Here is a 17,207-nt window from a genome sequence, read left to right as displayed (position 1 = left end):
CTTAAGGCATCAAAAGATCCGGGCGCAACCGGGCGGCCCCGTCGAGATAAAGATGTCTTAACTCGGCCTGTGACTTGTCCGTGTTGACGTGCACGAGCACCCTGATGCATTTCCCTATCGCCGTCGGATGGGCGATCTCGGTGGCGCCCAGGAGGGGTACGTTCGCCCAACCGAGCTTGCGGGCTGCCAGGGCCGGAAATTCAGCGTTCAGGTCGGGGGTCATGGTGAGAAAGACGCTGGCAATGTCATTGATGTCGATGTTGTTAGCCTTGACCATCTCCTCCAAGAGGCGCATCGTTGCACGGATGATTTCTTCGGCGGTGTTCTCGCTGACCGTTATCGCTCCACGGATTCCTCGGACAGGGCTCACAGGCAAGACCTCCCGGTATTTAGCGGCTGTATTTGCGTTCCATCCACGATTTTACGCTCTTGATTTCCTCGTTGATCCTGAATAGCAGGCGCTCGATCTCGAACTTCGAGAGGATCAGTCTGCCGGGTTCCAGGACTTCGATCCTGCGGAATTCCTCGCGGGCGGCGAAGCGGACGATGTCCTCCAGGCTATCCACGGCAACCACCAGTTCCACCGGCGCAAAGGCCACTTCCGTTCCGGCCGCGTCGTCGTACACGGTGTAGATCTCGCCGCCGAGGTTGATGTCTTCGATAACGACACCCTGGAGCGGCACGTTGCGGAAGAGCGCGATCTGCTGTTCCCGGATTTCCTCCGCTACCTTCTCGGTTGATTTAGCACCCAGAAAAAACCGACCGGGCCGCGAAACACCCTTAAAATCGAGCCTGATTTTAACGCGAATAGCGCCCTCGACGAGCCCTTGCTCAGTTTGGAATCTAGCCACAGGGACTTACCTCCTGCAGAAGTTGTAGCGCAACACGGGTTTCAAAGATGCTTCAAAATTTTCCTATTCTTCTCTGCTTTCGGTAATCCTGCTAGTTTGGCAAACCACTGAGCATTCTTAGTCTTTTCAGCTCGGTTTTTGTCAATTTGCGGTACCGGCCGGGCTCCAGGCCGCCGAGTTCGATGTTCCCGAATCGGACTCTGCGCAGGGCGCGGACGGGATGTCCCACAGCCTCGCACATTCTTCTGACTTGGCGGTTCCGTCCCTCGTGGATGGTGATTTCCACTACAGACTCCAGGCTTCCCGGCTTCAGCAGCCGTACCCGCGCCGGCGCCGTGGGACCGTCGGAAAGACGGACGCCGCGGGCAAGCTGTTTGAGCGCGGAAGGGTCCGGTTTACCGGTAACGGTTGCCACGTACGTTTTGGGGACGTGATGCTTTGGATGGGTCAGGGCGTAAGCCAGGGCTCCGTCATTGGTCATCAGGAGCAGGCCTTCCGTGTCGTAGTCCAGACGCCCCACCGGATAGACGCGTTGGGGGATGTCTTCCACCAGGTCCTTTACGGTACGCCGCCGCTGGGGGTCAAAAAGGGTGGTCACGTAACCGGGCGGCTTGTATAATGCTATGTAAACCTTTTCTTCGGGTTCGATCGGCCGCTCGTTGACCGTCACCTTGTCTTTTTGCGGGTCAATGCGCGTTCCCAATTCGGTAACGACACGCCCGTTAACCTTGACGGCGCCGCTCCTGATCAATTCCTCGCATTTGCGACGTGAGCCGAGACCGGCTCGGGCCAGGATTTTCTGCAGGCGTTCCCCGGTCAAATTGCCGCCTTCTTCCGTCAGTTGAACATCAGGTTGACAACATAGATTGAGGCGATGAGCGTGGTAAAATCGGCCAGCAGGCCGGACCATACGGCGTAGCGGTAGCGCGTGATCCCCACGGAGCCGAAGTACAGCGTCAGCACGTAAAAAGTCGTGTCGGTGGACCCTTGCATCGTGGAGACAAGGTAGCCCACAAAGCTGTCGGGGCCGTGTTCCTTGATCAGTTCCGTGGCTATCCCAAGGGCCGCTCCGCCGGAAAGGGGGCGCATAATCGCGTGGGGCAGGATGTCCGGCGGCGCGCCGATGAATGCGAAAATCGGGGCCAGTGCGTCGGCGACCATCTCCATGGCGCCCGAAGCTCGGAAAATGCTGATCGCCACGATCATCGCGACCAGGAAAGGAATGATCTTGACGGCCACCTCAAAGCCCTGCTCCGCGCCCTCGACAAAGGTTTCGAAAACAGGTACCCGGCGGATCACGCCGGTGACGAGAACCAGGACGAGGAATCCCGGAATGGCCCACTGGGAGACGTCTCCGATTAGGCTTAGCATAACCGCCCACCCTTCCGGTTGTAAAGGCGGCGGAAGATAAAATCGGCGATGACGGCGGCGGCCATCCCGCAGGAAGTGGCGAAGATCGTCGGGCCGACGACCCCGGCCGGATCGCTGCTCTGGTAAATGGCGCGTATCCCGACGATGGTCGAGGGAATCAGGGTGATACAGGCCGTGTTCAGCGCCAGGAAGGTGCACATCGCCTCCGAAGCGGTATCAGGCCGGGGGTTGAGCCTCTGCATCTCTTTCATGGCGATCAGGCCCATCGGGGTGGCCGCGTTTCCCAGCCCCAGGATGTTGGCGCTCAAGTTCATGATGATGGCCCCGACCGCGGGGTGGTCCCTGGGCAGGCTGGGAAAAAGAAAACCCATCAGGGGCTTGACCAGGTAAGCGAGTGCCGTTATTAACCCGGCCTTCTCGGCGATCTTCATTACGCCGAGCCAGAAAGCAATAATGGCTACGAGGTTTAAGGCCGTTTTGACGGCGGTCTGGGCGCCTTCCAGGGCAGCCGTGGTCACGACGTTTATGTCCCCCCTGACCGCCGCCGTGCCTATGCCAAGCAGAATTAAAGCCAGCCAGACGTAGTTCACCAAGGCGATCACCCCTTGTCCCGCTTGCCGCTTAAAGTAAATTATGTCGGCGGGACAAGGGGTAGAACTTGGTGATTCGCTCGTCAGTCGTCTGTCGTCAGCCGTCGGGATAGATGCCAAAAAGAACAGGGGAAGCGGTTCCATTTCCCCCTGCGGTCAGGCATACCTTTGTTATAGCGTCGGCGTCTGCTCTTTTGATATGTACTCCTCCGGCTGGTCTTCCCTCTTCTTGAAGTACTTGTCCAACCGTTCCAGTACATGAGGGGCAAGATCGATCAGACGATCGGCAATGACGTTGGAATCTATGGGAAGCAGCCGCACCTGTCCCTGTCCAACCACCAGAAACCCGACAGGGGAGACCGAAACGCCCGCCCCGCTGCCCCCGCCGAAGGGGAACTGGGCCTGCTCCTTCTGGTCTTTTTGCTCGGACTGCTTGGTCATGTCAAACTCGCTGCCGCCTGCCGCGAAACCGAGGGCCACCCGGGAGATGGGGATGATGATCGTTCCGTCGGGCGTTTCTACCGGATCGCCGATCACCGTGTTAACGTCGACCATTTCCTTGATGCTCTCCATAGCCGTCTGCATCAGGCCCTGGATGGGGTGCTGCTCCGCCACGGTCTTACCTACCTCCTTAAGCGCAGAGCCTTAAGCGCTGCAATCATAATATGGCCGACCCTGACCCTGAGTATACAGTCAACGTTCGTGGCGAAGGCGGGCTGGACGAAATCGGGGTAGACGGCGAAACGGGGCTGCCGGTCGAAGCGGACCACACCGGCCGCGAATTTAAAGAAAACGCTCTTGGCGGTCCAGGCAAAACCCGACAGGATACCGGTCTGCGCGGCCTGACCCGTGCCCAAGCGGGTAAACCAGTTGAGTTCCTCCACGTTGAGCCTTGTAAGGATATAAAAAGCCGGTCCTTTTAGGCGCACAAACCAGGGCCACCACCTGGCCAGCGCCTCGGGCAGGGGGATTTCCCTAAGGCCTCTGTCGGAAACGGTGGCGGGGGTGTTGGAGTCCGACTTCACCCTGATGGCTGGCTTCGGCCCGCGTGACAACAGATCAAGGAAAGAGATGTCCAGGGCGTATAAACGTATCCCCAGCCAGGACACGGTCAGGTAAAAGCGGTCGTCGTCACCGGAGCGCTTATAAGAGAACCGGACGCCGATAAAGGACGTTACGACGAGAAGCAGCAGGGTGGCAGCGGCTATGCCAACGATCAGCCAGAACATTCGAAGAGGTTTGCCTCCCCGGACCAGAATTAAACCTGCAGCGCATCCCGCACCAGCGACATTGTCTTACGCGCTTCTTTTTTGGCGCGATCGCAGCCGTCCGCCAGGATTTCATCAAGGTAGCCCGGCCTGGACAGCAGCTGCCGGCGACGCTCGCGGACGGGGTCGAGCGCGGCGTTCAAGGCGGCCGTGAGTTCTTTTTTGCACGCCACGCAGCCGATCCTTCCGGCCTTGCATTCCTCCTCTATCTCCGGCCTCCGCGCGGGACTGTACAGGCCGTGGAACGCGTAGACCGTGCAGACGTCGGGATGGCCGGGATCGGTTTTGCGAATGCGCGCCGGATCGGTCACCATCATCCGTGTCAGCCTGTCCACTTCGTCGGCCTCGGCGCTGATCATAATCACGTTGCCGTAGCTCTTGCTCATCTTCCGCCCGTCAATCCCCGGTAGGAGCGGCGTTTCGGCCACGATGGCCTTGGGTTCGGGGAAAACGCCGCCGAAAAGGTGGTTGAACCGCCGGGCCACCTCGCGGGTGAGTTCCAGGTGCGGGAGCTGGTCCTGTCCCACCGGGACGGCCTCGCCCCTGTGCACGAGGATGTCCGCCGCCTGGAGCAGCGGGTATCCCAGGAAGCCGTAGGTGTTAATATCTTTGCCCTGCGCACCCAGTTGCTGGACCTGGTCTTTGTAAGTGGGCACCCGTTCGAGCCAGCTCAAAGGCGTAATCATTGAAAAAACAAGATGCAGTTCAGCGTGCTCGGGAACCTTGGACTGGATGAAAATGGTGCTGCGTTCGGGGTTAATGCCGGCGGCGAGCCAGTCGGCGATCATCTCGCGGGTGTTTTGCTTGATGGTTGACGGGTCGTCAAATACGGTGCTCAGCGCGTGCCAGTCGGCGGCGAAATAGAAGCACTCATGCTCCTTTTGCAGGCGGACCCAGTTTTCCAGGACGCTCAAGTGTCCCAGGTGCAGTTTGCCTGTCGGCCGCATCCCGCTTACAATTCTCACTTCTCTCCACCCTCTTCCCGGTAACGATAGGTCCTCTACGATTCTAAGCTCCCACGATAATGTTCACGAGGCGGAAAAGCGCCGAAATGGTCGGCTGGTAAAAGAAATTGATGAAATCCCAGGCCGCTCCCGTAACGAACAGGACGATCAGCAACAGGATACCGTACTGTTCAAGGGAGTAGAGCCAGCTCTGCCTGCCGGGCAGAATTCCCGCCAGGATCTTGGACCCGTCAAGGGGGGGCACGGGGATCAGATTCAAAAAGGCCAGGACGACGTTGATGTGGATCGTCCATTGCAAAATATCTCCCAGCAGCGTCGACGGCGCTCCGAGAACAGCCCAGATCACGGCCGACGCCAGGGCGACCAGCAGGTTCGTCGCCGGCCCGGCAAGGGCGACCAGCAGCAGTCCCTGTTTAATGTTGCCGCGGAAGTTGTAAGGGTTTACCGGTACCGGCTTGGCCCACCCCACCTTGGCTACAAGAAGAAAGATCAGTCCGACCGGATCGATGTGCGGTATGGGGTTCAGGGTCAGGCGCCCCGCCAGCCTGGCCGTGGGGTCGCCCAGCCTGTCGGCGACGTAGCCGTGGGCCACCTCGTGCAGGACGATGCCGGCGATAAACCCGGGAGCAATCAGCAAGAGACGGTTTAAGTCCAGAAAGTCCATCTTATCCGCTCCCCAGTTCTTCCAGTACCCGGACGGCATGACTGATCTCTTCGTTTTTCGTTTGGATTTGACCTGCCATACGTGCTTGCCAGACAGCGTGCAGGGCCCTGCGAAAGTCCGGTCCGGGCCGGTAGCCCAGCCTCCTAATATCTTTACCAGTAATGGATGGTTTATGTTCCTTGAGGAAACGAAAGGCATCCCTGAACCGCAGCCGGAGGCTTTCGTCGTCCAGCATCGCCAGCACGAGGGGATACGCCTCCCGCGGCATCTGCAGCGCGGTCCGGGCCAGTTCGAGAGCGGACGCCTTCGGCGCCGCGAAAATGCTCAGTGCTTCGCGCCAACAGTTCAGCGCCTGGAAGACCTTTTCGGTTTGCCGGGTTCCCAGCTTGTAGCGCTGGCAGATCTCCGAAACGGCCTGGGGGCTGCTCCAGTGGAGTATCGCCGTGAAATAGACGAGCCACAGCTCGGGCGGAGGCGGTATCTGCCAGTCGTTCAGGGTCCCGATGGCGCGAGGGATGCGGCCGATGACGGGCTGCACCTCCCAGTAGACGACGGACGGAAAGAGGTGCGGCCAGATGTTGGTCTGGGCGAACCGGCTCAAAATTCGGGGGGTGTGTTCGCGTCCGAGCATGCGCTTCAGCTCGGGCCAGAGGCGCTCGTCGGGCACGGTTTGCAGCACCCTGTCGTTGAGGGCCTCGCGAATAAGGGCCTGGGTCTGCCGTTCCAGGTTGAAGTGGTACCGCTGCTCATAGCGTATGGCGCGCAGGATCCTGACCGGGTCTTCGATAAAGCTCAAGTTGTGCAGGGCCCGGATGAGCCCGTTGCGGATATCCTCCAATCCGCCGAAGAAATCGACGACGTCGCCGAAGCCTTCCTCGTTGAGGACCACGGCAACGGCGTTGATGGTGAAGTCGCGCCTGTAAAGCTCATGGCGGAGGGGCGATTGCTCCGCCCCCGCACCGCCGACCCCGAATTCGCGGAAATCCTGCTGGGCCCTGGTAATGTCCAGGCGAGGGCCCCGCGGAAGATAGACAAGGGTCTTCCGGCCTTTCTCGGCCACCTTGGCCTTGCCGCCGAAATGCCGGGCCAGAGCGTTGGCCAGGGTGTCACAGTCGCAGCTCTCGATCACGAAGTCGAAGTCCCGGTTCGGACGGCCCAGGATGGCGTCGCGGATCATGCCTCCGGTAAGGTAGACCCTGCAGTTAAGAGTGTCTGCGACACGGCCCGCTTCGACAACGATTTTGAAAACGTCCTCGGACAGGTTCTTACGCAGGATGTCAGCCAGGTTGCGGGCCAGGATTTCGGCGCGCGGCGCCTGGTATAGCGTCTGGTAGCGGGGCTGGAACGACTTGTGCAGGGTTTTCAGCACGTCGGTACGGGAAACGATGCCCACGAGGACCCCCCCGTCGACGACGACGGGCAGCCGGCCGATGTTGTTTTCCACCATGATGGCTTGAATCTCGGTAACGGGGGTGTTGGGGGCGACCGTCAGGACGTTACGGGCCATAAAAGCCTTGACCGGGGCGTGGGCCAGCCCGTGGCGGACCGCTTTTTCCACGTCTCGCCGCGAAATCACGCCGACCAGGCTTCCTTCCTGAACGACGGGAAGGCCGGTATGCCCGTAGCGCAGCATAACCTGGTTGGCGTCCTCGATCCTGGTGTCGACCGGCACCGACTTAACCGGGCTGCTCATGATGTCGGCCGCCGTAAGCGGGGGCCGAACGTGGATTTTCAGGGTCTCGATCAATTCGGAAACAACGTTGTCCAGTTCCTGGAATTTGACGGTAGCCGAGGCGGCTGCCGGATGGCCGCCGCCGCCGAAGTGCTCCAGGACAGCCCGTACGTTGATCTCCTGAACCGACGACCGGCCTACGATGTGCACCCGGTCGTCCATTTCTACGACGCAGAAAACGGCATCGGTGCGTTCGATCTCGCCGAGTTTATGGGTCAGCAAAGCCAGGCCGCTGATAAATTCGTTCACACGGGTTTGCGTGACGAGGACCTTGATGCCGTTGAACAGGTAACGCTGGGCCGAGAGGAGCAGGTCGCGCAGCAAGCCCTGTTGTTCTTCGCTGAGGGGCTTGCCCAGGTACTCGGCGACCACCGCCAGGTTGGCCCCGTGCTTGATCAGGAAGGCGACGGCCTCGGCGTCCCGCGAAGTGGTGCTGTTGAAGACCAGGCATCCCGTGTCTTCGTAAATGCCGAGGGCTAGGACCGTGGCCTCGAAGGGCGAGAGGGCTATCTGCCGCTCCTGGAGTTTTTCCACCAGGATGGTGGTGGCGGCGCCGAGCGGTTCGATGATCTCGACCGAACCGCGGATGTCGCCCTCCGCGCGGGGATGGTGGTCGTAGATGTGGACCTGCACGCCCGGTTTCCCGGCGAGGGCGCCGAGTTTCGCTATCCGGCCGGCGTTTTTTGTGTCGACAAGGACCAGCGTGCTGACCGTGTCAAGGTTAACCTCTTTGGGGGTTTTGAATTCGAGGATGTCGCGGTGCAGGGCGACAAACTCCTCTACGTTGCGGGCGAGCTTTCCCGGCAGCACAAGCTCGGCGTCGGGGTATAGCTTGCGGGCCGCAACCATGGCGGCAAGACCATCGAGGTCGGTGTTAACGTGTGTGGTGATTACGATCATTGCCATCCCGTTAATTAAAGAATTAGGATTGATCGTCCGGAGACGCCGCTGGTCAGTCTATTCCCGCGCGCAGCCGGGCCGGGACGACATCGTTGCGTACCAGGTCGCTGAGACTTTCCCGCCGCACGATGAGTTCCGCCGTCCCGTCCCTGACGAGGACCATCGCGGGCCGCGGCAGGCGGTTGTAATTGGAGGCCATCGAGTAGTTGTAAGCGCCGGTGCAGGTGACGGCGAGGATGTCCCCGGGCTGGATTTCCGGGACTTCAAGGTTCCAGATCAGCATATCGCCCGATTCGCAGCATTTTCCGGCGACCGATACCGTCATGCGGGTTTCCCGGGTCATCTTGTTGGCCGGGTAGGCCTCATAACGGGCCTGGTAGAGCGCGGGGCGCGGGTTGTCGACCATGCCGCCGTCGACGGAAACGTAAGTGCGCACGCCGGGGATTTCCTTTATGACGCCGACGGTATACAGGGTAAGGCCGGGTGTCCCGGCGATCGAACGGCCGGGTTCGACGATCAGCCGGGGCAAGGGCAGGTCATGGTCGCGAACGGCCTGTCCGGCAGCCTCGATGATCGTCCGCGCCAGGTCGGCGACCCCGGGCGGCTCGTCCCCTTCGGCGTAGTAGATGCCGAGCCCGCCGCCGAGGTTGAGTTCCTCTAGGACGTAGCCTGTTTGGCGGCATACCTCCCCGGCGAACGCGAGCATGATCCGGGCGGCGTCGGCAAATGCCTGAAGTTCAAAAATCTGCGAACCGATGTGACAGTGAAAGCCGCGGAGCCGCAGGCTGGAAGCGTTCAGGATCTGCCTGGCGGCTTCCATGGCCTGGCCGTTGGCGATCACCAGGCCGAACTTGGAGTCAATCTGCCCGGTCTTGATGTATTCGTGGGTGTGGGCTTCCACCCCGGGCGTCAGGCGGAGCAGAACGTCCACCGTCTTCCCCGCTTCGGCGGCCAGGCCGTTTAAAAGGCCGATTTCTGTAAAGCTGTCGACGACGAACCTGTGCACTCCCGCCTCGATGCCCATCCTGATCTCCTGCGGGGACTTGTTGTTGCCGTGGAAGTAGACGCGTGACATAGGAAAGCCGGCCTGCTTGGCGGTGTACAACTCCCCGCCGGAAACCACGTCCAGGCTCAAGCCTTCCTCGGCGATGATCCGGCAGATCGCCGTAGTTAAAAGCGTCTTCCCCGCATAGGCCACGTCGGAGTCTACGGGGGCGAAGGCTTCCTTATAGGCGCGGCAGTTGTCGCGAAAACCCTTTTCGTCGATAACGTAGAGGGGTGTTCCGAAAGTGCGGGCAAGGTCGACGGCGTCGCAGCCCCCCACCTCCAAATGCCCCTTCTCGTTGACGCGCATGGTGCCGTGAAGACGCATAGTGGCAAGCCCTCCTAAATAATGCCTCCGGAGCCGGTGCGGTCTGAGGCCGGAACAAACCGGGGAAGGCCCTTTTTCCTTCGGCCCGTCCCAAAACGCGAGACTGTTCAAAAACAACCCAGCACTCAATACCCCTCTGAAAGTGAAAGTCTGCGCTCAGTCAACAGACTACCGTTCACCGCAACTTATTTCAGCAACGGATTGAGTGCTGGGCAGGCGTAGTTTTTTAACAGTCCCCGTTCTGACCTTGCGCTTCTAATTCTTAAGTCCCACTCGGTCTAGACCTCGGGCAGAAGCTTTAACGAGCGCTCCAGGTCTTGCTCCGGCAGCGGGTAATCAATCAGTTCGCCGCTGAGGTAGGAATCATAAGCCGACAGGTCAAAATGGCCGTGTCCGCTCAGGTTGAACACAATTGTCCTGGCCTCCCCGGCTTCCCGGCAGGCCAGGGCCTCCTCTACCGCCGCCGCGATGGCATGCGAAGACTCGGGCGCGGGAACGATCCCCTCCGAGCGCGCAAAAAGCACCGCGGCTTCAAACACCCTGGTCTGGTTAATGGCGCGCGGTTCCACGTAACCGTCGGCCACCAGCTGGCAGAGTAAGGGCGAGTCTCCGTGGTAGCGCAGGCCGCCCGCGTGAATCCCCGGGGGCATGAAATTCGTCCCCAGGGTGTACATGTAGCAGAGCGGCGTGAGCCCGGCGACGTCGCCGAAATCGTAGGCCAGCTTGCCCCTCGTAAGGGTCGGGCAGGCCGTCGGCTCGACGGCGATAAACCTGGCGTCGGAAGCGCCGTTCAGTTTGTCCGCCATGAACGGGAAGGCGAAGCCGCCGAAGTTGCTGCCCCCGCCGCAGCACCCGATGAGGATGTCGGCTTTTTCCCCTGCCTTGGCCAGCTGGGCTTTAGCTTCCTGCCCGATAACCGTCTGGTGCAGAATGACGTGGTTAAGGACGCTGCCCAGGGAATACTTCGTGTCCTCACGGCACGCCGCGTCCTCCACGGCCTCGCTGATGGCGATGCCGAGGCTTCCCGGCGAATCGGGGTCGGCCTCCAGGACCTGGCGCCCGGCGTTGGTCCTGGTGCTGGGGCTGGGAATGACCTCGCTGCCGAAGACCTGCATGAGCGATCTCCGGTACGGCTTCTGGTGATAGCTTACCTTAACCATGTAGACGGTGCATTCGAGACCGAAAAACTGGCAGGCCATCGAAAGCGCGCTGCCCCACTGCCCGGCGCCCGTTTCGGTGGCCAGGCGCTTGACGCCCTCACGCTTGTTGTAATAAGCCTGGGCCACGGCTGTATTAAGCTTGTGGCTGCCGGCCGGGCTTACGCCTTCGTATTTGAAGTAGATCCTGGCCGGGGTCTGCAGGGCTTTCTCCAGGCGCTTGGCCCTGATCAACGGCGTCGGCCGGTAAAGCTTTAATATCTCCCTGACCTCTTCGGGGATCTCTATCCAGCGCTCGGTCGAGACCTCCTGCTTGATGATCTCCATGGGAAAGATGGGCAGAAAATCCTGCGGTCCGGCCGGTTGTTTGGTTAATGGGTGCAAAGGGGGCTTGGGCAGCCGCGGCATGTCGGCCTGAATATTGTACCAGGATGTAGGCAGGTCCGCTTCGCTCAGGAAAATCTTGGTTTCTGACACTCTCGCTCAGCTCCTCTCAAATGTGTCAGGCTTTCCCGACACAAACTTACCACCATTTTACCCTTGGGCATGCGATCCTTGTCAAGTTGTTTTCAGCCTTTGGGACGGAAAACAAGGGCGGTAAAGTAACCCAGGACAATCGCCGCGGTGAAGCCGGCCGCCGCTGCCGAGAGACCTCCGGCGAACACGCCGAGAAGACCCCCGCGCTGGGCCCCCTCGATGGCGCCCCGGGCCAGGAGGTGCCCGAAACCGGTCAGAGGCACGGTAGCGCCTGCGCCGGCAAAGTCGACGAGCGGCTGGTAAAGCCCGAGGGCGGAGAGGAGGTCCCTGCCGTAACAAAACCGACCGGGACGTGGGCGGGGGGTCGCACGGTGACCGGTCAGGTCCATCATGAGCTGCCCGGCCGCGCACAAAAGCCCGCCGACGACGAACGCGTGCCGTAAAGCCCAAAAAAGGGAACGCCCAGCGACGAGGCCGTAAAACTCGAGTCCCCGAAGTCCCCTACAAAAACTTAGGAAATTCGCCCGGGCGAATTTCCTAAGAACATTCAGCGAGCCTTTTCATCCCGATCCTAACGTAGAGTGTTATCAAAACGCAAAAAGCAAAGAAGTCGGAGTGCGAGTGTTTACTATTCCACGTAGGCGATCTTCATATTGGCCTTGTAGTCGATGACCTTGCCGTCTTTTACGTCGGCAGTGAAATTCACGACTTCAACACCAGTGATGTTTCCAAGCTTTTTGGACGCTTCCGCCACCGCGCTTTGCACGGCGTCCGTCCAACTCTCGTTGGATTCGCCGATAAGCTCGGCAACCTTCACCTGCATCGATCATTTCCCCCTCGTTTTCAAGATATCGGGACAAAAATATTATGTGTGCGGGCCTTCTTTTTATACCCGGCACTCAACCGGATATAAAAAACGGGTTTAGGATTGCAGCCCAGGTGCTAAGAAGTATCTCTACTGGGCACGCGTGAATCTGGTCCGGTTGAGTGCTGGGCCAGCGTTTTAAGCTTCTTGATGGCTTCGCGTTCCAGGCGGGAAACCTGGACCTGGGAAAGTCCCAGGAAACGGGCGACCTCGGCTTGCGTGCGGTCCTCAAAGAAGCGCCACTGGATGATGCGGCGGTCACGTTCCGGGAGATGGGAAAGGAGCTCGTCCAGGGCGATGCGCTCGATCCACTTGCTCTCCCCTTCCGAGCGCTCCCTGACCTGGTCCATGACGTAGATAGCGTCGCCCTCTTCCTGGTGTAGCACCTCGTAGAGCGACGTAGGGGCGTGGGCCGCCTCCATGGCCGCCACCAGGTCTTCCCTGGGGACGCCGAGTTCTTCGGCGATCTCGTTGAGCGTCGCCTCGCGCCCCAGAGAATGCTGCAGGCGCTCCCTGACCTCCTGCACCTTCCACGCCAGCTCTTTCAACGACCGGCTGATCCTTATGGGTGTGTCGTCGCGCAGGAAACGGCGGATTTCCCCGATGATCATGGGCACGGCATAAGTGGAAAACTTGACCTTGAAGGAAAGGTCGAACTTGTCAATGGCTTTGATCAGCCCGATGCAGCCGATCTGAAACAGGTCGTCCAGCTCGTAGCCCCGTCCTTCAAAACGGCGTATGACGTTGCACACGAGCTTGAGGTTGGCGTTGATCAGCGTCTCGCGGGCCAGCACGTTCCCGGCATGGGCCTCTTTGATAAGGCGGCGGGTCTCCTTGTCCTTGAGGAGGGGATGATTGGGAATGTTCAGGTCAATTCTCGCTCGCATAGTCTCCGCGCCGACCCAGCTGTTTGAACATGATCACCCGGGTTCCCTTCATCGGTTCCGAGAGAACGGCAACCTCGTCCATAAAGGATTGCATAAAGGAAAAACCCAGCCCCAGGCGTTCGGGAACTGATGAATAGCCGGAAAGCATGGCCTCCTTTACGTTCTCGATCCCCTTCCCCGTGTCTTCGACGATTACTTCCAGGCCTCGCGTGGTGAGGGACGCAACGATGCGCACCGTATTTTCGGGACGGCCCTCGTAGCCGTGAATGATGGCGTTCGACACCGCTTCGGAAATCGCGCCTTTGATATCGTCGATTTCCGAAACCGTGTAGTCGAGCTGTGAAGCAAAGGCAGCCACGGTCAGGCGGGCAAGCCCGACGTTGTCAGGGATACTCATGAACTCCATGCGCAGCTGGTTGATATACTTCATCCTGCTGATCCCCCTCACTGCAATCTGGAAAGCGCCTCGTCTTCAGACGGAAAGACTTCGCTGATGCGCAAAACGCCGGACAGCTCAAGCACACGCTGAACGGCGGGCCTGAGGCCCACGAAAGCCAGCTTCCCCCCCTGGACGGATACGCGCTTGTACCGGCCGAGGATTACACCCAGGCCTGAACTGTCGATAAACGATACACGGTCCAGGTTCAACACAAGGTGCCGGGCGCGGCTCCTGTCTAGGCTGGTTTCCAGTTCGGCCCTGAGGGCATCGGCAACCTTGATGTCTATCTCTCCCGCCAGGCGTACGACGAGGGCATTGCTCCGGACTTCCACTTCGGAATCCAAACCTTACACCCCTTCACAGAAACGTTTAACTACCATTTCGCCGTTACCCTCCAACATCCTGCTAAATATTACCAGCATAACAGACAAAAAGAAAGAGGCCGGACGGCCTCTTCATTCTTTCGTCTTTTTCTACCGCACGATGGTATTGCCCAGCTTACGCAGCTGTTCGACGATGGAAGCTTTGGGAACCTCGTTTTTGGTTACGATCCTGACGACCAGCAACTCCTCGCCTTTCTTGGCGACTGTATACCGTCCCACGGGCTCGCCTTTTTGCAGCGGCGCGGTCAGGACTTCGGGAATCTCAATCCTGGAGGAGATATCCTTGTCCTCCCCCCGCGGCACGACGACGGACACGTCACGCTCGGGAACGAGCTGCACAGCCTCGACGGTTCCTTTCTCAACGGGCACTGTCTTGATGACCTCGCCTTCCTTGGCGAAGCTCACGGCCTTAAAGCGGGCGAATCCCCAGTTATAGAGCTTTATGGACTCACGGAAGTGGGATTTCGGTTCGGGGGTGCCCAAAACGACGGCGATCAGGTTGAGACTTTCGCGTTCCACGGTAGAGGCGAGGCAATATTTGGCTTCGTTCGTCCACCCTGTTTTCCCGGCAATGGTACCCCTGTACCACCAGAGGAGCTTATTCGTGTTCCAGAGCTTGAAGCTTCCTCCCCGGAGGTCATACTCCTTGATCCTGGATATTTCGCGGAAGGCGCGGTTTTTAAGGGCCTCGCGCAGGATGACGGCCTGATCGTAAGCACAGGAGTAGTGCCCCTCGGCGGGCAGGCCGGTAACGTTGACGTAACATGTGTTTTTAAGGCCTAACTCCCGCACTTTTTCATTCATTTTTTCGACGAAGGCTTCTTCCGACCCGGCCAGGTGTTCCGCCACCGCCACACAGGCGTCGTTGGCCGAACCCGTGGCGATGCTGATGAGCATTTCCCGGTAACTCAGTTCCTCCTGTGGCGCCAGGAAGATCTGCGAGCCCCCCATCCCGGCGGCGTTCTCGCTGGCCCGGATCATGTCCTCGAGCCGGACCTGACCGGCGTCAAGGGCCTCGCAAGCCAGCAGGAGAACCATTATTTTCGCTACGCTTGCAATGGGCAGCCTTTTGGTCGGTTCTTTAGCGAAGAGCACCTTGCCGGAGGAGTTCTCCATGAGGACGGCCGATTCAGCGGTCGTTTCCAAAACAGCCTTTGACGCGGCTTTCGATGAAGACGCCGTTTCGGCGAATGCCGGAGAAAAATTACAAAGAACCATGATGAGGGCGACAAACATGGCGATTAAGCGTCTGCGCATAAAGGACAATCCTCCTTGTGTTTGCTCCTTTTAGTATGTTACCGAGCGCGTCGGGCAATACCAGCTTGTTGTCCGGCAGTCCCGCAAGCCGGGTTTATGGCGGCTACTTGACGAGGGTGTGTAAAGCGCCTATAATAAGTAATGTCCTGCGGGGGAGTAGTTAAGTGGTATAACGGCGGTCTCCAAAACCGCGATTGTGGGTTCGATTCCTGCCTCCCCCGCCATAGCGCGAAGTCTGGAGCCCGGGCTGTCACAGCCCGGGTTTTTGATTTTCGTTTCCGCATGCAAGGTATGCGGACGGGCGCGGAAAATATCCGCCGCCGCGGTTTGCGGTGTAAAAGAAAAAGTGTTGACAGACAGGCTTCCGAAGTGGTAAATTTACCTCACTTATATGCGCAAAGGCTATGACCGAGGAAAGTAGGCTCACCAGGGTCCTCACAGGGAGGCGGCGCCGTTGACTGCAAGCGCTGCCAGGACGGGCGTTCCGAAGTTCCCTCGCGAGCCGCCGGCTGAAAAACGGAGTAGATGACATCCGTTTAAGTAGGCTAGGACGGGATCTTCCGCCGTTACAAGGAAGGGGGTATCGAAGCTCGCGAGTCTTCCGTGCCCTATTAATTAAGGGAGCTTTTCAGGCTAATTAGGGTGGTACCGCGGAAACCTTTCGTCCCTAACCGGGATGAAAGGTTTTTTGTTTATGGCGGCTGGAGCCTATCGGACAAGTCTTATGCAAAGGGGTGGGATTTCTGTAAGGAGAAAAGGGACGACGGGACCCGGGTAAAAGCTTTTTTGCCAGAAAGTCAGAGAGGAGCGCAAGTACTATAATGAAGAAACGGTTTTATTCATTATGCTTAGCCTTTATAATGCTAGTCGCTTTAGTCGGCGGCTGTGCTAAAAGCCCGTCCGACAAGGCGACGCAGCAGCAAGACAAAGAACCCTACAGGATCGGTGCCGTAGTTGATATCAGCGGCGGAGCGGCTTCCCTGGGCGAGCCCGAGAGAGACACGTTGAAGATGCTGGTTGACGATCTAAACGCCAAAGGAGGAATTAACGGACATCCGGTTGAGTTGACCATTCTTGACAACAAGTCTCTGGAGACCGAAGCGGTATTGGCCGCAAAGCGGCTCATCGATCAAAACAAGGTTTTGGCGGTCCTTGGGTGCAGTGCCAGCGGCACGTCCCTGGCAATGATCGACACCGTTCAGAAGGCTAATGTGCCGATGATTTCGATGGCGGCCTCGGCCAAAATCGTGGAGCCGGTCAAGGATCGGTATTGGGTCTTTAAAACGGCTCAAAGTGACATCGTCGTTGCCAATAAAATTGCCAAGTACCTTGCCGCCAAGGGAATCAAGGACGTTGCCTTTCTTTCGATGAACAACGCTTTTGGCGATTCCGGACGGGTTAATTTTGAAAAGGCGGCGCCGGCTAACGGGCTAAACATCGTCCTTGCGGAAAAGTTCGAGGCCACAGACAAGGATATGACGTCGCAACTGGCCAAAGTCAAGGCATCAAAGGCACAGGCCACGGTGGTATGGGCTATTCCGCCCTCGGCCGCAATCATTACCAAGAACTTCCGGGACCTTGGGCTTGATATGCCCTTGATTCAGACTCACGGGATAGGCAACAAGGCCTTCCTTGACCTCGCCGGGGACGCCGCAAACGGCGTTATTGCCCCGATGGGCAAGCTGGTTGTTGCCGAGCAGCTTCCGGACAGCGACCCGCAAAAGGCGGCGCTACTCGCATACATCAGCTCCTACGAGAAGAAGTTCAACGCACGGCCGAGCACATTCGGAGGCCATGCGCACGACGCTTTCAACCTAGCGGTAAAAGCCATCGGCGAAGCTGGCCCCGACCGGCAAAAGATCCGTGACGCCCTGGAACAGACAACGGGCTTTGTGGGCATTAGCGGCGTCTTCAACCTCTCTGCCCAGGATCACAACGGTTTAGGGGAAGACTCGATGGTAATGGTTGAAATCAAGGACGGACAGTGGAAGCTGCTCGAGTAAACAGAACAAGCGGAGACCAAGCAGTC

General features: G+C 59.0%; 19 protein-coding genes, 1 tRNA gene and 1 other annotated feature. Of the genes, 2 read left to right on the top strand and 18 right to left on the bottom strand.

The features are described 5' to 3' along the window. Position 1: 1 nt before the first annotated feature. The 18 genes from aroH to ACPV0M_RS04200 form a co-directional block, all read right to left on the bottom strand. Positions 2 to 376, bottom strand: a complete 375-nt coding sequence (aroH, locus tag ACPV0M_RS04285) for a chorismate mutase (RefSeq protein WP_425621724.1) — start codon at positions 374 to 376, stop codon at positions 2 to 4. 13 nt (positions 377 to 389) lie between these two features. Beyond that, positions 390 to 851 carry a hypothetical protein gene (locus tag ACPV0M_RS04280; RefSeq protein ID WP_425621723.1) on the bottom strand — a complete coding sequence of 154 codons (462 nt, stop codon included), beginning with the start codon at positions 849 to 851 and terminating at the stop codon, positions 390 to 392. A 91-nt stretch (positions 852 to 942) separates the two neighbouring features. Beyond that, positions 943 to 1,671: a pseudouridine synthase gene (locus ACPV0M_RS04275; protein ID WP_425621722.1), complete on the bottom strand. Its 729-nt coding sequence runs from the start codon at positions 1,669 to 1,671 to the stop codon at positions 943 to 945. 17 nt (positions 1,672 to 1,688) lie between these two features. Next, complete coding sequence (locus tag ACPV0M_RS04270) at positions 1,689 to 2,222, bottom strand: spore maturation protein (RefSeq protein WP_425621721.1); 534 nt, start codon at positions 2,220 to 2,222, stop codon at positions 1,689 to 1,691. Further along, entirely contained in the window at positions 2,216 to 2,815 is a 600-nt protein-coding gene (locus ACPV0M_RS04265; protein ID WP_425622125.1) for a nucleoside recognition domain-containing protein, read from the bottom strand. Before ACPV0M_RS04265 ends, ACPV0M_RS04270 begins: the two co-directional genes overlap by 7 nt. Before the next feature lie 168 nt (positions 2,816 to 2,983). Beyond that, entirely contained in the window at positions 2,984 to 3,397 is a 414-nt protein-coding gene (ytfJ, locus tag ACPV0M_RS04260; RefSeq protein ID WP_425622124.1) for a GerW family sporulation protein, read from the bottom strand. Between the two features lie 38 nt (positions 3,398 to 3,435). Continuing rightward, on the bottom strand, positions 3,436 to 4,041 hold the full coding sequence (locus ACPV0M_RS04255) for a DUF2953 domain-containing protein (protein WP_425621720.1): 606 nt from the start codon (positions 4,039 to 4,041) through the stop codon (positions 3,436 to 3,438). A 29-nt stretch (positions 4,042 to 4,070) separates the two neighbouring features. Continuing rightward, on the bottom strand, positions 4,071 to 5,027 hold the full coding sequence (gene trpS, locus ACPV0M_RS04250) for a tryptophan--tRNA ligase (RefSeq protein WP_425622123.1): 957 nt from the start codon (positions 5,025 to 5,027) through the stop codon (positions 4,071 to 4,073). Positions 5,028 to 5,088: 61 nt separating this feature from the next. Then, positions 5,089 to 5,709 (bottom strand): site-2 protease family protein, encoded by a 621-nt coding sequence (locus tag ACPV0M_RS04245; RefSeq protein ID WP_425621719.1) that lies wholly within the window; start codon positions 5,707 to 5,709, stop codon positions 5,089 to 5,091. A 1-nt stretch (position 5,710) separates the two neighbouring features. Then, on the bottom strand, positions 5,711 to 8,341 hold the full coding sequence (locus ACPV0M_RS04240; RefSeq protein ID WP_425621718.1) for a CBS domain-containing protein: 2,631 nt from the start codon (positions 8,339 to 8,341) through the stop codon (positions 5,711 to 5,713). A gap of 52 nt (positions 8,342 to 8,393) precedes the next feature. After that, the gene (gene lysA / locus ACPV0M_RS04235; RefSeq protein ID WP_425621717.1) at positions 8,394 to 9,713 is read right to left on the bottom strand and encodes a diaminopimelate decarboxylase; all 1,320 of its coding nucleotides are present in this window, start codon (positions 9,711 to 9,713) and stop codon (positions 8,394 to 8,396) included. Positions 9,714 to 9,991: 278 nt separating this feature from the next. Next, entirely contained in the window at positions 9,992 to 11,347 is a 1,356-nt protein-coding gene (locus ACPV0M_RS04230; protein WP_425621716.1) for a TrpB-like pyridoxal phosphate-dependent enzyme, read from the bottom strand. Between the two features lie 92 nt (positions 11,348 to 11,439). Then, on the bottom strand, positions 11,440 to 11,739 hold the full coding sequence (locus tag ACPV0M_RS04225; protein WP_425621715.1) for a SpoVA/SpoVAEb family sporulation membrane protein: 300 nt from the start codon (positions 11,737 to 11,739) through the stop codon (positions 11,440 to 11,442). A 236-nt stretch (positions 11,740 to 11,975) separates the two neighbouring features. Continuing rightward, positions 11,976 to 12,170, bottom strand: coding sequence for a dodecin family protein (locus ACPV0M_RS04220; protein ID WP_425621714.1), 195 nt, complete (start codon positions 12,168 to 12,170; stop codon positions 11,976 to 11,978). Between the two features lie 119 nt (positions 12,171 to 12,289). Continuing rightward, on the bottom strand, positions 12,290 to 13,099 hold the full coding sequence (gene sigF / locus ACPV0M_RS04215) for an RNA polymerase sporulation sigma factor SigF (RefSeq protein ID WP_425621713.1): 810 nt from the start codon (positions 13,097 to 13,099) through the stop codon (positions 12,290 to 12,292). After that, positions 13,083 to 13,529 carry an anti-sigma F factor gene (gene spoIIAB / locus ACPV0M_RS04210; RefSeq protein ID WP_425621712.1) on the bottom strand — a complete coding sequence of 149 codons (447 nt, stop codon included), beginning with the start codon at positions 13,527 to 13,529 and terminating at the stop codon, positions 13,083 to 13,085. Before spoIIAB ends, sigF begins: the two co-directional genes overlap by 17 nt. A 14-nt stretch (positions 13,530 to 13,543) precedes the next feature. Beyond that, positions 13,544 to 13,882: an anti-sigma F factor antagonist gene (spoIIAA, locus tag ACPV0M_RS04205; RefSeq protein WP_425621711.1), complete on the bottom strand. Its 339-nt coding sequence runs from the start codon at positions 13,880 to 13,882 to the stop codon at positions 13,544 to 13,546. Positions 13,883 to 14,011: 129 nt separating this feature from the next. Next, a complete protein-coding gene (locus tag ACPV0M_RS04200; RefSeq protein WP_425621710.1) occupies positions 14,012 to 15,178 on the bottom strand; it encodes a D-alanyl-D-alanine carboxypeptidase family protein in 1,167 nt (388 codons plus the stop codon). A gap of 150 nt (positions 15,179 to 15,328) precedes the next feature. Here ACPV0M_RS04200 and ACPV0M_RS04195 point away from each other — a divergent pair. Both ACPV0M_RS04195 and ACPV0M_RS04190 read left to right on the top strand, forming a co-directional pair. Then, positions 15,329 to 15,402 (top strand) — tRNA-Trp (locus tag ACPV0M_RS04195). Positions 15,403 to 15,573: 171 nt separating this feature from the next. Then, positions 15,574 to 15,850: a binding site (T-box leader), on the top strand. A 149-nt stretch (positions 15,851 to 15,999) separates the two neighbouring features. After that, entirely contained in the window at positions 16,000 to 17,181 is a 1,182-nt protein-coding gene (locus ACPV0M_RS04190; protein WP_425621709.1) for an ABC transporter substrate-binding protein, read from the top strand. Positions 17,182 to 17,207: the final 26 nt, after the last annotated feature.

This window comes from Desulfosceptrum tomskiensis (assembly GCF_049818055.1).
Taxonomy (GTDB): Bacteria; Bacillota; Desulfotomaculia; order Desulfotomaculales; family JASEER01; genus JBFLVT01.
Note: the sequence above shows the minus strand (reverse complement) of the source record. Positions and strands in the feature narration are given on the sequence as shown.

What these genes read in the sequence shown, in the direction of transcription:
- ACPV0M_RS04240 (WP_425621718.1), bottom strand. Translation starts at nt 8,341, where the DNA reads ATGATCGTAATCACCACACACGTTAACACCGACCTCGATGGTCTTGCC.
- ACPV0M_RS04190 (WP_425621709.1), top strand. Translation starts at nt 16,000, where the DNA reads ATGAAGAAACGGTTTTATTCATTATGCTTAGCCTTTATAATGCTAGTC.
- ACPV0M_RS04245 (WP_425621719.1), bottom strand. Translation starts at nt 5,709, where the DNA reads ATGGACTTTCTGGACTTAAACCGTCTCTTGCTGATTGCTCCCGGGTTT.
- sigF (WP_425621713.1), bottom strand. Translation starts at nt 13,099, where the DNA reads ATGCGAGCGAGAATTGACCTGAACATTCCCAATCATCCCCTCCTCAAG.
- lysA (WP_425621717.1), bottom strand. Translation starts at nt 9,713, where the DNA reads ATGCGTCTTCACGGCACCATGCGCGTCAACGAGAAGGGGCATTTGGAG.
- spoIIAB (WP_425621712.1), bottom strand. Translation starts at nt 13,529, where the DNA reads ATGAAGTATATCAACCAGCTGCGCATGGAGTTCATGAGTATCCCTGAC.
- ACPV0M_RS04255 (WP_425621720.1), bottom strand. Translation starts at nt 4,041, where the DNA reads ATGTTCTGGCTGATCGTTGGCATAGCCGCTGCCACCCTGCTGCTTCTC.
- ACPV0M_RS04220 (WP_425621714.1), bottom strand. Translation starts at nt 12,170, where the DNA reads ATGCAGGTGAAGGTTGCCGAGCTTATCGGCGAATCCAACGAGAGTTGG.
- trpS (WP_425622123.1), bottom strand. Translation starts at nt 5,027, where the DNA reads ATGCGGCCGACAGGCAAACTGCACCTGGGACACTTGAGCGTCCTGGAA.
- ACPV0M_RS04225 (WP_425621715.1), bottom strand. Translation starts at nt 11,739, where the DNA reads ATGATGGACCTGACCGGTCACCGTGCGACCCCCCGCCCACGTCCCGGT.
- ytfJ (WP_425622124.1), bottom strand. Translation starts at nt 3,397, where the DNA reads ATGCAGACGGCTATGGAGAGCATCAAGGAAATGGTCGACGTTAACACG.
- ACPV0M_RS04200 (WP_425621710.1), bottom strand. Translation starts at nt 15,178, where the DNA reads ATGCGCAGACGCTTAATCGCCATGTTTGTCGCCCTCATCATGGTTCTT.
- ACPV0M_RS04270 (WP_425621721.1), bottom strand. Translation starts at nt 2,222, where the DNA reads ATGCTAAGCCTAATCGGAGACGTCTCCCAGTGGGCCATTCCGGGATTC.